Origin of the sequence: Methylobacterium sp. GC_Met_3 (assembly GCF_026540775.1) — a bacterium.
Lineage (GTDB): Bacteria > Pseudomonadota > Alphaproteobacteria > Rhizobiales > Beijerinckiaceae > Methylobacterium.
The window spans coordinates 42,168-57,248 of record NZ_JALNUL010000015.1; the positions used below are offsets into that span (position 1 = coordinate 42,168).

15 protein-coding genes are annotated in these 15,081 nt (G+C 69.7%); 7 read left to right on the forward strand and 8 right to left on the reverse strand.

What is annotated here, in order from left to right; all coding sequences use genetic code 11:
• The first annotated feature begins 56 nt into the window (after positions 1-56).
• The 4 genes from fumC (at position 57) to OXS27_RS18145 (ending at position 2,684) form a co-directional block, all read left to right on the forward strand.
• The gene (fumC, locus tag OXS27_RS18130; RefSeq protein ID WP_267358049.1) at positions 57-1,466 is read left to right on the forward strand and encodes a class II fumarate hydratase; all 1,410 of its coding nucleotides are present in this window, start codon (positions 57-59) and stop codon (positions 1,464-1,466) included.
• Between the two features lie 59 nt (positions 1,467-1,525).
• Positions 1,526-1,723, forward strand: coding sequence for a DUF4169 family protein (locus OXS27_RS18135; protein ID WP_267358051.1), 198 nt, complete (start codon positions 1,526-1,528; stop codon positions 1,721-1,723).
• Between the two features lie 34 nt (positions 1,724-1,757).
• Positions 1,758-1,988 carry a ribbon-helix-helix domain-containing protein gene (locus OXS27_RS18140; RefSeq protein WP_243921990.1) on the forward strand — a complete coding sequence of 77 codons (231 nt, stop codon included), beginning with the start codon at positions 1,758-1,760 and terminating at the stop codon, positions 1,986-1,988.
• A gap of 78 nt (positions 1,989-2,066) precedes the next feature.
• Complete coding sequence (locus OXS27_RS18145; protein WP_267358054.1) at positions 2,067-2,684, forward strand: ParB-like protein; 618 nt, start codon at positions 2,067-2,069, stop codon at positions 2,682-2,684.
• A gap of 49 nt (positions 2,685-2,733) precedes the next feature.
• On the opposite strand, the gene OXS27_RS18150 is transcribed toward OXS27_RS18145, so the two are convergent.
• From OXS27_RS18150 to OXS27_RS18165, 4 genes are all read right to left on the reverse strand, one after another.
• Positions 2,734-3,060, reverse strand: coding sequence for a hypothetical protein (locus tag OXS27_RS18150; protein WP_243922211.1), 327 nt, complete (start codon positions 3,058-3,060; stop codon positions 2,734-2,736).
• 136 nt (positions 3,061-3,196) lie between these two features.
• Positions 3,197-3,874, reverse strand: a complete 678-nt coding sequence (locus OXS27_RS18155) for a haloacid dehalogenase type II (RefSeq protein WP_267358056.1) — start codon at positions 3,872-3,874, stop codon at positions 3,197-3,199.
• 70 nt (positions 3,875-3,944) lie between these two features.
• On the reverse strand, positions 3,945-5,471 hold the full coding sequence (murJ, locus tag OXS27_RS18160) for a murein biosynthesis integral membrane protein MurJ (RefSeq protein ID WP_267358058.1): 1,527 nt from the start codon (positions 5,469-5,471) through the stop codon (positions 3,945-3,947).
• A 203-nt stretch (positions 5,472-5,674) separates the two neighbouring features.
• On the reverse strand, positions 5,675-6,274 hold the full coding sequence (locus OXS27_RS18165; protein WP_243921982.1) for a superoxide dismutase: 600 nt from the start codon (positions 6,272-6,274) through the stop codon (positions 5,675-5,677).
• 286 nt (positions 6,275-6,560) lie between these two features.
• Between OXS27_RS18165 and OXS27_RS18170 the strand changes: the two genes are divergently transcribed.
• Complete coding sequence (locus OXS27_RS18170; RefSeq protein ID WP_346732997.1) at positions 6,561-7,448, forward strand: hypothetical protein; 888 nt, start codon at positions 6,561-6,563, stop codon at positions 7,446-7,448.
• Between the two features lie 18 nt (positions 7,449-7,466).
• Here OXS27_RS18170 and OXS27_RS18175 read toward each other — a convergent pair whose 3' ends face one another.
• The 4 genes from OXS27_RS18175 to OXS27_RS18190 form a co-directional block, all read right to left on the reverse strand.
• Positions 7,467-9,194, reverse strand: a complete 1,728-nt coding sequence (locus tag OXS27_RS18175) for an HWE histidine kinase domain-containing protein (RefSeq protein ID WP_243921981.1) — start codon at positions 9,192-9,194, stop codon at positions 7,467-7,469.
• 177 nt (positions 9,195-9,371) lie between these two features.
• On the reverse strand, positions 9,372-10,115 hold the full coding sequence (locus OXS27_RS18180) for a tRNA (guanosine(46)-N(7))-methyltransferase TrmB (protein ID WP_267358061.1): 744 nt from the start codon (positions 10,113-10,115) through the stop codon (positions 9,372-9,374).
• Between the two features lie 172 nt (positions 10,116-10,287).
• Complete coding sequence (gene metK, locus OXS27_RS18185; RefSeq protein ID WP_243921977.1) at positions 10,288-11,466, reverse strand: methionine adenosyltransferase; 1,179 nt, start codon at positions 11,464-11,466, stop codon at positions 10,288-10,290.
• Between the two features lie 259 nt (positions 11,467-11,725).
• On the reverse strand, positions 11,726-12,133 hold the full coding sequence (locus tag OXS27_RS18190) for a helix-turn-helix transcriptional regulator (RefSeq protein WP_267358064.1): 408 nt from the start codon (positions 12,131-12,133) through the stop codon (positions 11,726-11,728).
• A 578-nt stretch (positions 12,134-12,711) separates the two neighbouring features.
• On the opposite strand from OXS27_RS18190, the gene OXS27_RS18195 reads away from it, so the two are divergent.
• Positions 12,712-13,545, forward strand: a complete 834-nt coding sequence (locus OXS27_RS18195; protein WP_267358066.1) for a thermonuclease family protein — start codon at positions 12,712-12,714, stop codon at positions 13,543-13,545.
• A gap of 5 nt (positions 13,546-13,550) precedes the next feature.
• Positions 13,551-15,032, forward strand: coding sequence for a M48 family metalloprotease (locus tag OXS27_RS18200; protein ID WP_267358068.1), 1,482 nt, complete (start codon positions 13,551-13,553; stop codon positions 15,030-15,032).
• Positions 15,033-15,081: the final 49 nt, after the last annotated feature.

Consider the following 15,081-nt stretch of genomic DNA (forward strand, 5'->3'; position numbering starts at 1 on the left):
ATTCAGCCGCGCCTCCTTTAAGTAGGCACCGCACTGCACCAGACGTAGAGGCCACGATGTCGCCCACCGAGACCGCCACCCGCACCGAGTCGGATACGTTCGGTCCGATCGAGGTCCCGGCGCATCGCTACTGGGGCGCGCAGACCCAGCGCTCGATCCAGAACTTCAAGATCGGTACCGACCGGATGCCGGCGCCGCTGGTGCACGCGCTCGGCCTCGTGAAGCAGGCCGCCGCCCTGGTGAACAAGGATCTCGGCGCCCTCGACCCGAGGCTCGCCGACGCCATCGCGGCCTCGGCCGCCGAGGTGGTGGAGGGCCGCTACGACGACGAATTCCCGCTCGTCATCTACCAGACCGGCTCGGGCACCCAGTCCAACATGAACGCCAACGAGGTGATCGCCAGCCTCGCCAACGAGCGCCTGGGCGGCCAGCGCGGCGGCAAGTCGCCGGTCCACCCGAACGATCATTGCAACCGCGGCCAGTCCTCGAACGACACCTTCCCGACCGCCATGCACATCGCCGTGGCCCGCGAGATCCAGGGCCGCCTGCTGCCGGCGCTCTCGCACTTGCACGGGGCGCTCGACGCCAAGGCGAAGGCGTTCGAATCGATCGTCAAGATCGGCCGCACGCACCTGCAGGACGCGACCCCGGTCTCCCTCGGCCAGGAATTCTCGGGCTACGCCGCCCAGGTCGCGCTGGGCGGCTCGCGGGTCGCCGCGACCCTTCCGGGGGTTCTGGCGCTCGCCCAGGGCGGCACCGCGGTCGGCACCGGGCTCAACGCCCATCCGGAATTCGCCGAGCGCTTCGCCGCCAAGGTCGCGGAGCTGACCGGCCTGCCCTTCACCTCGGCCGACAACAAGTTCGAGGCGCTGGCCACCCACGACGCCCTCGTGTTCACGCAGGGCGCGCTGGCCGCGCTGGCCGCCGGCCTGTTCAAGATCGCCCAGGACATCCGCTTCCTCGGCTCAGGGCCGCGCTCGGGCCTCGGCGAGCTGTCGCTGCCGGAGAACGAGCCCGGCTCCTCGATCATGCCCGGCAAGGTCAACCCGACCCAGTGCGAGGCGCTGACCATGGTCTGCGCCCAGGTGATCGGCAACGGCACCACGGTGAGCTTCGCCGGCTCCCAGGGCAATTTCGAGCTCAACGTATTCAAGCCGGTGATCGCCAACGCGGTGCTGCAGTCGATCCGCCTGCTCGCCGACGCGGCGATCAGCTTCACCGACAATTGCGTGGTCGGCATCAAGGCCAACGAGGACAAGATCGCCGACCTGATGAGTCGCTCGCTCATGCTGGTGACGGCGCTCGCCCCCTCGATCGGCTACGACAAGGCCGCCGAGATCGCCAAGACCGCACACAAGAACGGCACCACCCTCAAGCAGGAAGCGCTGCGCCTCGGGTACGTGACGGAGGAAGAGTTCGAGCGCGTGGTCCGGCCGGAGACCATGCTGGCCCCCAGCGCCGACTAAATTTGCGACTCGGCCGGCGCGGATGTCACGCGCCGGTCGCCACCATCGGGAGGCGATGCATGGCCGAGATCATCAACCTGCGTCAGGTCCGTAAGGTGAAGGCCCGCGCGGCCGACGATGCCAAGGCCGAATCGAACCGGATCGCGTTCGGGCAGCCGAAGAAGGCCAAGACCCTGCAGCAGCGGCGCAAGGCCCTGGAGACCGAGCGCCACGAGGGCCATCGCCTCGAACGGGGCGGGTCCGATCCGGCGGAATGAGGGTCCGGTCCTATACCTGCGCGGCCGCCTCTGCGTGAGCGCGGGCCTCACCAAGCACTCCGTGATGATCGCGGGTCACCGCACCAGCGTGTCCCTGGAGGATCCGTTCTGGGTAGCCTTGCGCGAGGTCGCGGAGGCGCGGGGCCAGTCGGTCCAGGCGTTGATCGGCACCATCGATGCCGGGCGTGGCGGCCAGAACCTGTCCTCGGCGATCCGGGTGTTCGTGCTGGAGGCCGTGCGCCGGCCCACGATCCTGCAAACGTGACCGCCCACCGGATTGACCTTCCGGCCTGCCGTGCGTTGTGACATCCGCGCGACAGAACCACGCAGGACTTGCGACCCAATGACCATACGCGAACCGCTGCTCAAGCCCGTCCCGATCGCGGAGCTGCGGCCGACCCAGATGACCGTGGGCTACCGGGAGGTGGCGGAGAAGCGCCGCCGATGGCGCGCCTATGACGGCGAGAAGAAGCGTGAATTCCTTGGCGCGCATCAGATCCCGACGGTGCTGGGCCCCAAGAAGCGCCACTATGTCGTCGATCATCACCACCTCTCCCGCGCCCTGCTCGAAGAGGGCGTCAAGGACGTGCTGGTGACGGTGATCGCCGATCTGCACCACCTTGAGAAAGATGCGTTCTGGACGGTGTGCGACCACAAGTCGTGGGTCTACACGTACGACGCCGAGGGCGTGCGCCGGGATTTCAACGATCTTCCAAAGGCGATCGCCGCTCTGGCGGACGATCCGTTCCGCAGCCTCGCGGGCGAATTACGCCGCGCCGGCGGCTTCGCCAAGGACACGACACCGTTCAGCGAGTTCCTATGGGCGGACTTCCTCCGGCGCAGCATCAAGGAGAAGCGCGTAGAGAACGACTTCTCCGACGCCCTGGAGAAGGCCATGGCGTTGGCCAAGTCCAAGGAGGCCGGATACCTCCCCGGCTGGTGCGGCCCGTCCAAGGGGTGAAGCGTTAGAGGGCCCTTCGCCGAACTGGACACCAGCTCGGCGAAAAGAATTACTCGCAAACCTCGACGCGGCGGTAGGTGAACTCGCCGTCGCCGAGCCACTCCTTGCGGCGCTCATAGTGGCAGATCGGGCCGCGGCGCTCGCGGATCACGACGGGCTCGGGCTCCTCGACCAGGACACGGCGCGGACGGTACTCCGGCGGCGGGGGCGGAGGCGGGTTGTTGGCACCGTTGATGAGGGCGCTGCCCACGACGCCGCCGACCACGCCAGCCGCAAGGCCGCCGACGATGGCGCCGGTCTGGTCGCGGGCGGTGGCCGGGGCGACGGCCCCGAGCACCAGGGTCGTCGCAAGGGCGGCGGCCCCGGCGCGAATCATCGTGAAGGAACCGTTGAAGGACACGCGCAACATCTCCCGTTCGTGTTGGGGATGATCCAACACCGGGAGGATTAAAAATCCCCGAAGCCGCGCGATCGGATTGCGTGCCAGATAACCCGGCACGCCGCCGGCGGGGTCAGAGTAGTCCGTCGAGGCTCTCCACCACCGTCATCGGGGCGAGGTCGGCGTATTCCTCCGGCAGCCCCTTGCGGTTCACCCAGGCGGTGCGGAACCCGAAGGCGGTCGCCCCCGCCACATCCCACCGGTTCGAGGAGCAGAACAGCACATCCCCCGCCCCGACTGCGAGCCGGGTCAGGGCGCTCCGGTAGGCGTCGGGGTGGGTTTTGAACACCTGCGCGTCGTCCACCGACAGTACGGCGTCGAGGTGATCGGCCAACCCCGCCGAGGCTACGGCGCGGTCGACCATAGCGGCGTTGCCGTTGGTCAGGATCGCGGTGCGGATGCCACGCTTGCGCAGGGCCGCCAGCACGCCCGGCACCTCCGGATAGGCCTCGAGGTCGCGGTAGGCGTCGAGCAGCCGCTCCCGCAGGCCCGGATCGACGTTCGGGTGGACCGCCAGCGCGTAGTCGAGGGCGCGCACGGTCAGATCCCAAAAGGCGGCGTAGCGGCCCATCAGCGCCAGGGTCCAGCTGTATTCGAGCTGCTTGGTGCGCCAGACCTCGGACAGGTGGTCGGCGTCCGGCCCCACCGCCCCTGCGTAGCGCTGGACCGCGGCGTTGACGTCGAACAGCGTGCCGTAGGCGTCGAAGACAGCGGCCTTCACGCCCGCGAGCGGTCCTGATGCGTCGGTCATGGCGATCCTCTCTGGGTGCTAACGCCCGATCTGGGGCCGGACCCGCGCCGCGGCGAGCCCGACCTTTTTCTCACGCCCGGCGCAGGCGCAGGCCGAACAGGTGCAGCAAACCCGCCAGCAGGCTGCCATAGACCACCGCGCCGGCGAGCCCGAGCAGTGCCAGGATGGCGAGTTCGCGCCCGTGCGTCAGGGCGGGAACCAGCGCCTGGGCGAGGCCCTGGCCGTAGACGGCCACCACCGCGAGGCCGAGGCAGGCGAGCACGACCCCCGCGACGGTGAGCCCGAGGGTGCGCCCCGGTGCCGTCCAGTTCCGGCGTTTGGCCAGGACGAGCAGCAGGATCAGGTTCACCCACTGGGCGACCGCTGTGGCAAGCGCCAGGCCGGTCACACCATAGGGACCGGTGAGCCAGAGCTTGAGGGCGACGTTCACCCCGATCGCCGTGAGCGAGGCCCAGAGCGGGGTCTTGGTGTCCTGGCGGGCATAGAAGCTCGCCGTCGCGCTGCGCACCAGCACCACGGCCGGCAGCGCGAAGCCGTAGGCCGCCAGCACCGAGGCGGCCCGGGCGGCATCTTCCGCGCTGAAGGCGCCGCGTTGGAACAGGGCCGCCATGATCAGGCCCGGGATGGTCAGGAAGGCTACCGTGAACGGCGCCGACAGCGCCAGGGAGAAGCCCGCCGCCCGGTTCTGCGCCGCATGCGCGCCGGCGACGTCCCCTGCGGCGATGCGCCGGCTCATCTCGGGCAGCAGCACCGTGCCGGCTGCGATCGCGATGACCCCGAACGGGAGCTGGTAGAGCCGGTCGGCATAGTAGAGCGCCGAGACCGCGCCGGTCGGCAGCCAGCTCGCGATGATCGTGTCGGCGAAGGCCGCGATCTGGAACCCGGCGGAGCCGATCACCGCCGGCCCCAGCACTGCAAAGAAGCGTTTCAAGGCCGGGTCGGCCCGCGGCACGGCGAGGTCCGGCATCACCCGCACCCGCCGGCAGCCCCACCAGAGCAGGCCGAACTGGAGCACGCCCGAGACGGCCACACCCCAGGCGGCCGCGTAGGCCGCGTTCGGGAACAGGAAGCTGACGGACAGGGCCGCCAGCATGGCGAGGTTGAGCAGGACCGGGGCGCCGGCCGCCACGGCGAAGTGCCGGTGGGCATTGAGGATGCCCGACAGCAGCGTCACCAGCGTCATGAACAGCAGGTACGGGAAGGTGATCCGGGTCAGCGCCACCGCGAGCTGGAAACGCTCGCCATCCTCGGCGAAGCCCGGCGCCAGGGCGTGGACCACCCACGGCATCGCCGGAAGCGCAAGGTTGAGCAGCACGAGCTGCACGATCAGCATCAGCGTGAAGACGCGGTCGGCGAAGCGGTGCGCGTCGCCCGGGGCACCGGCCTCCGCGAGCCCGGCATAGGCCGGCACGAAGGCGGTGTTGAACGCGCCCTCGCCGAAGATCGCGCGGAAATGGTTCGGCAGCCGGAACGCCACCACGAACGCGTCGGCCATGGGCCCGGCGCCCATCACGGCGGCCATCACCACGTCCCGGGCGAAGCCGGTGACGCGCGAGACCAGGGTCCAGCCGCCGACGGAGAGGATGGAGCGGATCATGGGTTCGGGCGCAACGCTGCGCGGCTCCCCTCCCCCCGCAGAAGCGTGAAGGAGCGCTGTTCAATCATCACGGATATTGATTGCAGAGGAATGGCCGGACCCTTCAACACCGGGTCATCCGATGATGCGCGCATCAAGAGCCGGTTTCATCGGCCACCTCAAGGGTGCCGCGGACACAAGGCCCGCGACACCGGCTGGACGCCTCAGGCGGTTGCCTCGGCGTACATCTTCTCGACGTGCTCCCAGTTCACGAGGTTCTCGATGAACGCCTTGAGGTAATCGGGCCGGCGGTTGCGGTAGTCGATGTAGTAGGAGTGCTCCCACACGTCGACGCCGAGGATCGGCTTGGCGCCGTGGACCAGCGGGTTCTCGCCGTTGGGCGTCTTCATGATGGCGAGCTTGCCGTCCTTGACGGCCAGCCACGCCCAGCCCGAGCCGAACTGGCCGATGCCCGCCTGGATGAAGTCCGCCTTGAACTTCTCCGCACCGCCGAGATCCTCATCGATCTTCTTGGCGAGCGTGCCGGGGATCGCCCCGCCGCCGTTCGGCTTCATCCACTGCCAGAAGTGGATGTGGTTGTAGTGCTGGCCGGCGTTGTTGAAGAGCGGCTGATTGGTGTTGTAGGCGGCCTTGACGATCTCCTCGACACTCTTGCCCTGGAGATCGGTGCCCTCGAGCAGCTTGTTGCCCGTATCGACATAGGCCTTGTGGTGCTTGTCGTGGTGAAACTCGAGCGTTTCCTTCGACATGTACGGCCCGAGCGCATCATACGCGTAGGGCAGTTCCGGCAGGGTGAAAGTCATCGCGTCTGTCTCCGCTTGGCAAAGAACATGGGCAAAGGGCAGCCTCGTCCCGGCGGGGGCTCCCGAGTCGAGAGACAGCTAGGTAAGTCGGGCGCCGCAGGACGGCAACGCCGTTCCGGGCCGGCCACGTGGGAACTCCCAGAAACGGAAGCCGCTTGGCCGCTTGGGCCCACCTGCAGCCAACCGGCGGCGTGCGCTATCCCGGGTGATCTCGCCGTCCGGTTTTGCAATATCCCGGCCAGGCCTTACTGTGCGCTACGTCTTTAGGGCCGGCGGGAGCCGGCACGTGCCAGAGAGTCTCATGATCGCTGCGCTGTTCGCGCTCGCCGCCGCCATGATCATCGGGGGCTGCGCCGCCGTGATCCAGGGCTTCCCGTATGTACGGCTGGAGAGCGGGCTCGCGATGGTGATCGCGGGCTCGGTGGCGGCCTCTTCGGGGGCGGTCCTGCTGGGCCTCGGCGTGCTCGCTGTCAGCTTCCGGCGCGTCGCGCGGGCGATCGAACAGGTTCCGACATCGGGGCCGCGGCAAGTCTCGCCCGAAGCTGCGCCCCTTGCCACGACCCTATCCTCGCCCGGCGCGGTGCCGAACACCGCCGACGAGGCCCGGGCTCGGCTGCCGATCCTACCCGCGGCCCCAGCCTTCATCGTGCCGTCGGTGGTCGAGCCGCCCTTCGATCCCGAGCGCCCTCGGATCGAGCCGAACCTGGATCTCCGGCCTGAGGCGGCTTCACCTGTGCCGGCCGATCTACCGAAACCGGTCCGGGCCGAGCCGACCCTGTACACCCCTGTGCCGCCCATCGTCCCGCGGGGGCCGATCCCTCCGTCCCAGCCGGAGACGCCCCGATCCGAGGCGGTGCAGTCCGTGGGGGTGCAGCCGGCAGGCGTGATCGCCCCCGAGGATGATCTGTTCGCCGCGCCCGAATCCTTCCTTGGACCGGGGGCGGGGCCGCCTGCGCATCTGACCCCCGAGCCGGAGCCGCAGCCATCAGCCCCGAAGCCGGACACACGCACCGTGGTTGGGCGCTACGCCTCGGGCGGCAACACCTACGTGATGTTCGAGAACGGCTCGATCGAGGCGGAGACGCCGCAGGGCCGGTTCACCTTCGCGTCCCTCGACGAGTTGAAGGCCTTCGTGGACGGCGGCGGCGAATCCGGCTCACGGGGCGCGGCCTGAGCGCCCGTTTCGGGTGGATCACACCAGCGGGTTGAGGCTGTCGTTGCGCGGCGGGATCGGGGCCCGCATGGTGAGGGCGAAGCCGTCGGGGGCGTAGTCGGTCGTCACCTCAGCCTGGACCTGCGCGATCAGGACCCTCTGGAGCAGCCGCGAGCCAAAACCCTGGCGGCTCGGCGGCGCCACCGGCGGCCCGCCGGTCTCCCGCCACGAGAAGCGCAGGATGCCGGCCGGTCCGCCGGGCTCCAGGGTCCAATCCACCGCGACCCGCCCGGTTCGGTTCGAGAGCGCCCCGTACTTGGCGGCGTTGGTGGTGAGTTCGTGGATCGCCATCCCGATCGGCACCGCGATCTCGGAGGGCAGGTCGATGGCCGGCCCCGACAGGCTGATCCGGCCCTCCGCGCCGCCGTCCGCGGTCACCTCCGCGTAGGGCTTCAGCTCGTTGAGCAGGAGGTTCTCCAGCGAGGCCATCTGCCACGTGTCCTCGGTGAGCACCGAGTGCGTGTGGGCCAACGATTTGATGCGCCCGACGAAGGCCTCGTAGAAGCTCTCGATGCTCGACGCCGTCCGCGCGGTGGAACCCACGATCGCCTGGACGGTGGCGAGCGTGTTCTTCACCCGGTGGTGCAGCTCGCGGATCAGCAGGCTCTGGCGCTCCTCGGCGAGGCGCCGGTCGGTCACGTCCGCGACCACGCCGATCAGGCGGCGCGGCAAGCGGCCGGGGGCATCGCGCTCGAATCGTCCAGCCATGTCGATCGTGCGCCATGCGCCGTCCGATTTGCGCCGGATGCGGCCGCCGATCTGCAGGATCCCATCCTCACGCAGCGCCCGCGAGATCGCCTTGCGCACGGCCGGGCGGTCCTCCGGGTGGAGGATGTCGTTCAGGAACTCGGCCTTGCCGATGGTGCCGTCTTCGGGCGCGTGCCCGAAGATCTCGTACATGTGCTCGTTCTCCCAGATCGCCTGGTCCTCGAGCATGTGCCACTCGAAGATCCCGAGCTTCGCGATCGTGGTCGCGACCCGCAGGCGCTGGTCGCGGGACAGGATCTCGTCCCGGGCCTCGACCCGGGTGGTGATGTCCTGGATCACGCCGACCATGCTGGCGGGCTCGCCGTCGGAGCCAAGCACCGCCTGTCCCCGGACGCGCAGGATCACCGTCCGCCCGGCCACCGTGATGGGCGTGTCGAACTGATAGGGCGAACCGGTCGCGCGCGCCTCGGCGATGAGCGCGCTGAGGCGCGCGAGTTCGGCCTCAGACAGGCTGGTCTTCATGTCCTCCCACGAAACGGAGCGGCCCGGCGGTCGGCCCAGGATCCGTGCCGCGCGCCGAGACAGGGTGAGGAGACCCGTGGCCCGGTCCCAGCGCCATTCGCCGAGGCCCGCGGCGGAAAGCGCCTCGCTGTTCGCCTCGGAATGGGCGGCCACATCCACGTCCACGGCTTCAACCACGAGGGTGCGGCCGGCCCGGCTTACCCGCACGTCGAGGGGGCTGCCATCCGTCCGCCGCCAGACCTGAAGGCCGGCCTGGAGGCCGTTCTGACGGTCTCCTGGGCCTCCGCCGAGCACGTCGGCCACCGCCCGGCCGGGCAGCGTGCCCGGGTCCCATCCGATCAGATCATGCAGGGTCCGGTTGGCGGCGGCGATCACGCTCTCGTCCGCCGCCAGCACGAGGAGGCCGATCGCGGCCTCCTCGAAGCCGGTGCGATACGGGTCGTCCACCGCCGGGCCCTGAGCCACCCGCTCACTCACTTGGACGAATCCTCGAACGCGCCCCAGCGCGCTCCCGCTTGAGCTGGCCCCCCGCCCGTCGCGACCGAATCAGGATGCCGCCCGAGCGTGGCCGTGGCAAGGTGGTCCCCTGGAATTGCGGTGCCCCATCCCTGCGGGCTTAGAGCCCGGGCAGCCGAAGGGGAAGCCGGGCGCGCGTTAGGCTGAGGTTTCGGAGCCGCGCGGGAGACGGGCGAACTCGAGGTAAGTCGGCCGCCGTCCGGCCGCCAGCGCCTTGGCCTCGTAGCGGGTGCCGGGCCAGTCCGGGAAGGCTTTCGTCCAGTCCGACGCCGCCCGCGCCGTCCAAGTCAGCACCGGGCAGCGCGCGGCTCGCACCAGAGTCCAGCCGGCATAGTCGTCGATGTCGCTGGCGAAGCGGAACAGGCCACCATCCTTGAGGACCCGGCCGATCTCCGCGAGCGAGGCGTCCGAGACGAAGCGGCGCTTGCGCTGGCGCCGCTTCGGCCACGGATCGGGATAGAGCAGGTAGACCCGGTCCAGGCAGGCATCCGGCAGGCGCGCCAGCAGAGCGGTCACGTCTTCGTCACGGATGCGGATGTTGCGTAAGGACCGCGCCTCGATCGCGGCGAGCAGCTTCACAACGCCGTTGACGAAGGGCTCGGCCCCGATGAAGCCGATCTCGGGCTGGGCCGCGGCCTGCGCGGCGAGGTGCTCTCCGCCCCCGAAGCCGATCTCGAGCCAAACCGCTTCGGGTGGGGCGGGGAAGAGCGTGCGCGGATCGAGGAGCCGGTCGTCCGGCGGCAGGCTTACGCGCAGCTTGGGCAACAGATCGGCGAGCCGCCGCTCCTGCTCGCCGCGCAGGCGCTTGCCCTTGCGCCGGCCGAAGAAGGCACGCTCCGGCTCCTCGGCCGGCTGGCCGGGTCGCTGGCTCATCTCAGACATGGCAACGACTTGGTTTCGGCCGGTTCAGCGCAAGAGTGAAGGGTTTCCAAAGGGCGCGAGCCCTTTGGCGGGTCGTCAGGGCAGAGCCCGACGTTGGGCGCAGCCCAACAGCAGGGCTTTAGCCCGGCACCCGCAAAAGGTCTCGACCTTTTGAAACCGGACTGCGCGAGGCTCAGGCCAGCGCGGACTTCAGCTTGTCGGCGAGGTCGGTCCGCTCCCAGGAGAAGCCGCCATCGGCCTCCGGCGCGCGGCCGAAATGGCCGTAGGCCGCGGTGCGCGCGTAGATCGGCTTGTTGAGGCCGAGCGCCGTGCGGATACCGCGGGGCGAGAGGTCCAGGGCGTCCATCAGCACGCCTTCGAGCTTGGCCTCGTCCACGTTCCCGGTGCCGTGCAGGTCGACATAGATCGAGAGCGGCTTCGACACGCCGATCGCGTAGGCAAGCTGGATCGTCGCGCGGCGGGCGAGCCCGGCGGCCACGACGTTCTTGGCGAGGTAGCGAGCCGCGTAGGCCGCCGAGCGGTCCACCTTGGTCGGATCCTTGCCCGAGAAGGCACCGCCGCCGTGGGGCGCAGCGCCGCCGTAGGTGTCCACGATGATCTTGCGGCCGGTGAGGCCAGCATCGCCGTCCGGACCGCCGATCACGAACTTGCCGGTCGGGTTCACGTGCCAGGCAGTGCTCTCGTTGACCCAGCCCTCCGGCAGGGCCTTGCGGATGTAGGGCTCCACGATGGCGCGCACGTCCGCCGAGTCCAAGGACTCGTCGAGGTGCTGGGTCGAGAGCACGATCTGGGTCACCTCGACCGGGCGGCCGTTCTCGTAGCGGACCGTGACCTGGCTCTTGGCGTCGGGGCCGAGCTTGGCGGCATCGCCCTGCTTGGCCCGGCGGGCGTCGGCGAGGTCTTTGAGGATCCGGTGGGCGTAGAAGATCGGGGCCGGCATCAGCTCGGGCGTCTCGTCGGCGGCGTAGCCGAACATGATGCCCTGGTCGCCCGCGCCCTCGTCCTTGTTGCCGGCGGCGTCCACGCCCTGGGCGATGTCGGCCGACTGGGCGTGCAGGTGGATGGCGACGTCGTTGTTCTTCCAGTGGAAGCCGGCCTGCTCGTAGCCGATATCCTTCACCGCCTCGCGGGTCAGGGCTTCGAGATCCTTGAAGGTGACCGAGTCCGGCCCACGCACCTCACCGGCGATGACGATGCGGTTGGTGGTGGCCAGCGTCTCAACCCCAAGCCGCGCTTCCGGCATCGCCGTCAGGTAGGCGTCGACCACGGTGTCCGAGATCCTGTCGCAGACCTTGTCCGGATGCCCCTCGGAGACGGACTCACTGGTGAACAGGTAGTTGGAACGCGGCATGGACGGCCTCGGCTGCAGAGCACGCCTGCGCGATCGCGGCGCTTGACCCTAATTTGGGTCCGGGTTCTCGCACCCGACCCGAGTCCGGTCAAGACGGATTGCCGAACGGATCCGCTATAACGGACGATGTGAGTGGAAAAACGGCCGGCGCTGAATACCGAGTTCATCGTGTCGAGAATCGCAATCGGCACGATGCTATCAGTTATCGCTCCGGCTCAGCTTTTCTCCAAAGCCGATGCCGCCTTTTCGGAGCACCGTTCTAGTTGCCGAGCTTGTTCTCCAGGGCCCGAATCGCGTCGGCGACGTCGCGGCGGGTCTCCTCGGAGCAATTCTCGATGATGTGGCGACCCACGACCTCGGCCAACCCCTTCAGCCCGCTGTCGGACAGGGATGCCTGCTCGCGCTCGCCGAATCCGGGGGCGACGAAGTCATCGGTCCGCGGCATGCCCTTGAAGAAATAGTCCATCGGCACGCCGGTCATCCGGGAGAAGATGTCGAGATGGACGGCGCTGATCCGGTTCGTGCCCTTCTCGTACTTCTGGAGCTGGGCGGCAGACATACCGAAGCTTTGCGCGACGCGGCGCTGCGTGAGGGATGCCTTCCGCCGCTGCTCAGCGATGCGCTGCCCGACATAGACGTCGCGCTGATCGGTTTTCTGACCCGCCATGAAGAAGCTCGCCCACCCCCTTGCCACGATTCCTGGCGGCAAAGCTTAGCGCGCGCCGGCGAACTTGTCACCGGTGGGCGATCGACAAGGTGAACGATCCGGCCGCACCATCTGGCTGTGCGGCACCCTGGACCTGAAAGAATGGCGTCCCCGGCAGGGCTCGAACCTGCGACCCCAGGTTTCATACCACTTCGGCTTTCGCCGCCGCGCCCCGGGAGCCGCGTTCGTGGTCTGGACTATCCCTTCACCCTGGACCGGACTCGCGCCCGGCCTTTAGGTGCCGCCCGTCTAGTCTCTACACCTTCCCGCGAGGCGCGGGTGCGCCGGGCGGGCTTGGCTCGGGATTGGCAGGGTACCGGACGGTAAGACGCCGGCGCCGGAAGCTTTCCCCGACTTTGAGCGGATCCGCCGCGCGGTTTCCCGATGCGACGCCCAATTGAACCTGTCTAGGAAACCTGTGCTCTGTCCAGCTGAGCTACGGAGACAACCGCGGGCTCCATAGCATTTCCCCCGCCGCAGGCCAACCGCGCCCGGGTGGACAGGCGCGCTTCACGGCGCATGATGTCCCGGGGTGTCGGATGCGCGGTACGGTGGGCGCGGCGAAGCGGATCGGGGCCGCGCTGCTGGCGGCGTGGGCGACGGTGACCTCCGTGCGGGGCGCACCGCGGGGCGGTGAGGCGGATTGCATGACGGGACCGGCGCGCGCCGAGGTGTTGGAGGGCATCGGGCTCCGGGGCGAGATCCGCCTCGCCTCGGGGGCCCGTGCGGTGCTCGACTCCCTGCGCTGGCCGGACGCCCCGGAACCCGCCGCTGCGGCGCGGGGCTGGCTCGAGGCGCGGCGGGGTACCGGACTTACGGTGACGCCCCGCGGGCAGCCCGATCGCTGGGGCCGGGAGCGGGCCGACATCCAAGTCGCGGAGGGCGACACGGATCTCGCGGGTGGCTTGATCGGCGAAGGTCTCGCCTTCGCCGACGCGAACGAGGCCGATTCGCTGTGCCGCCCGTCCCTGCGTCTGGTCGAGGCCGCCGCGCAGGCAAAACGCCGCGGCCTGTGGCGGGAGCCGCTCCCGGCGGCAACCGACGGCCCGGCGCTCCGCGCGTTCGCCGGGCGCTTCGTCGTGGTGGAGGGCCGGCTGCACCATGTCGGCGAGCGCGGCGCCCGGACCTATCTCGATTTCGGGGCCCGGGGCGCGGACGCGCTCACGGTGACGGTATCGAAACGCACTTGGCGAATGGTGCGTGCCCGTGGTTTGAGTGCGGCCTCGCTCGAAGGCCGAACCGTGCAGGTACGCGGCATCCTGGAGATCTGGCGCGGTCCGACCCTGGAGGTCGGGGCCGACGCCATTGAGGTCCTCGGCGAGGCGGACCGGCCCGAGGCCGGCCCGGAGACGGAACGGGGGCTGCGGCGCTGATCGCGATGGGCGGGATCACGGGGGGATTTCGGGTGGCGGGATGTTTCCCGCGCAAGGCGGCGGCACCCTGTGCTGCAGCCGTGGCGTTCAGCATTCTGCTGGGTGCCTGCGTGGCCGACCAGACCGCGGCGACCATTCAGCCGGCGGTGGTGCGGGTCCCCGTGGAGGCGCCACGCACGACGGGTCGCGAGCGCGTCTCAGACGCCGACCATCTCAAGCTCGTGGCCTCCTTCGGAGGCGAGGCCCGCGCGCCCAACGTGACGCGGATGCTCACGGAGGTAACCGACCGCCTCGTGAAGGCGAGCGACCGGCCCGACCAGAGCTACGTGGTGACGCTGCTCGATTCGCCGGTGGTCAACGCTTTCGCGCTGCCGAACGGGCGGCTCTATGCCACCCGCGGGCTCGTGGCGCTGGCGAGCGACACCTCGGAGGTGGCGGCCGTGCTGGCGCACGAAATGGCGCACGTGACCCTCAACCACGCCACAGCCCGCAGCGAGCTGGAACTGCGCTCGGCGCTTGTCAGCCGGGTCGTGCGGGACGTGCTGAACGATCCCGATACCGGCGCGCAGCTTCAGAGCCAGTCGCGCTTCGCGCTGGCCCGATTCTCCCGGGAGCAGGAGCTGGAAGCCGACGCCACCGGCGTGCGCACGCTGGCCAAGGCCGGCTACGATCCGTTCGCGGCCGGCCGCTTCCTGACCGCCCTCAACCGCTCGACGGGGCTGAAGGCGAACAGCGCCACCGAGCCCGACATGCTGGCGACCCATCCGGGCACGGCCGAGCGCATCACCCAGGTCACCCGCGCGGCCCGCCGCATCGGCGCGCCGGGCATTGGCACCGACGACCGGGCCGCCTACCTCGCCGCGGTGGACGGACTCGCCTACGGCGACAACCCGCACGACGGGGCCGTGCGGGGGCACCGCTTCATCCATCCGGGGCTGGGCATCGCGTTCGAGGTGCCGGACGGGTTCGCCGTCGAGAACACCCGCTCGGCGGTCCTCGGCACGACCACGGACGGCAACCGCCGCCTGCTGTTCGACCAGATCGAAGCCAAGGACGGCCAGCCCCTCGACACCGTGCTGAAGGCGAGCTGGAACGACGCGTTCGATCCGGCGGGCTTCGAGACCCGGGAGGTGGCCGGCCACCCGGCCGCCTTCGCGCTGTCGCGGGGCAAGGAATGGACCTTCCGCCTCGCGGCGATCCGGATCGGCGATTCGACCTACCGGATGATCATGGCTGCCAAGGGCGCGACCGATCCCGACCCGGCCTTCCGCCGCTGGACCGAGACCCTCGGGGCAATTTCCCCGGATGAGGCGGTGCTGCGCCCCCTGCATCTGCAGGTGGTCCAGGCGGCCTCGACCAGCGCCGAGGAACTCGCCCGCCGCATGGCGGTGCCCGACCGGGCGCTCGACCGGTTCCTCGTCCTCAACGGGCTGGAACGCGGCGCCGCGCTGGTGCCGGGCCACAGCTACAAGATCGTGACCGAATAGCCGCCCTGCGCGGTTGCGGCTTGTGCAGCGCGCGGCCTCGGACATCCTT

Excerpts from the sequence above, each read along its gene's own strand:
- OXS27_RS18155 (WP_267358056.1), bottom strand. The coding sequence starts at position 3,874 with ATGACCGACGCATCAGGACCGCTCGCGGGCGTGAAGGCCGCTGTCTTC.
- OXS27_RS18200 (WP_267358068.1), top strand. The coding sequence starts at position 13,551 with ATGGGCGGGATCACGGGGGGATTTCGGGTGGCGGGATGTTTCCCGCGC.
- OXS27_RS18150 (WP_243922211.1), bottom strand. The coding sequence starts at position 3,060 with ATGATTCGCGCCGGGGCCGCCGCCCTTGCGACGACCCTGGTGCTCGGG.
- OXS27_RS18145 (WP_267358054.1), top strand. The coding sequence starts at position 2,067 with ATGACCATACGCGAACCGCTGCTCAAGCCCGTCCCGATCGCGGAGCTG.
- OXS27_RS18135 (WP_267358051.1), top strand. The coding sequence starts at position 1,526 with ATGGCCGAGATCATCAACCTGCGTCAGGTCCGTAAGGTGAAGGCCCGC.
- OXS27_RS18190 (WP_267358064.1), bottom strand. The coding sequence starts at position 12,133 with ATGGCGGGTCAGAAAACCGATCAGCGCGACGTCTATGTCGGGCAGCGC.
- fumC (WP_267358049.1), top strand. The coding sequence starts at position 57 with ATGTCGCCCACCGAGACCGCCACCCGCACCGAGTCGGATACGTTCGGT.
- OXS27_RS18195 (WP_267358066.1), top strand. The coding sequence starts at position 12,712 with ATGCGCGGTACGGTGGGCGCGGCGAAGCGGATCGGGGCCGCGCTGCTG.
- murJ (WP_267358058.1), bottom strand. The coding sequence starts at position 5,471 with ATGATCCGCTCCATCCTCTCCGTCGGCGGCTGGACCCTGGTCTCGCGC.
- OXS27_RS18165 (WP_243921982.1), bottom strand. The coding sequence starts at position 6,274 with ATGACTTTCACCCTGCCGGAACTGCCCTACGCGTATGATGCGCTCGGG.
- OXS27_RS18180 (WP_267358061.1), bottom strand. The coding sequence starts at position 10,115 with ATGTCTGAGATGAGCCAGCGACCCGGCCAGCCGGCCGAGGAGCCGGAG.
- metK (WP_243921977.1), bottom strand. The coding sequence starts at position 11,466 with ATGCCGCGTTCCAACTACCTGTTCACCAGTGAGTCCGTCTCCGAGGGG.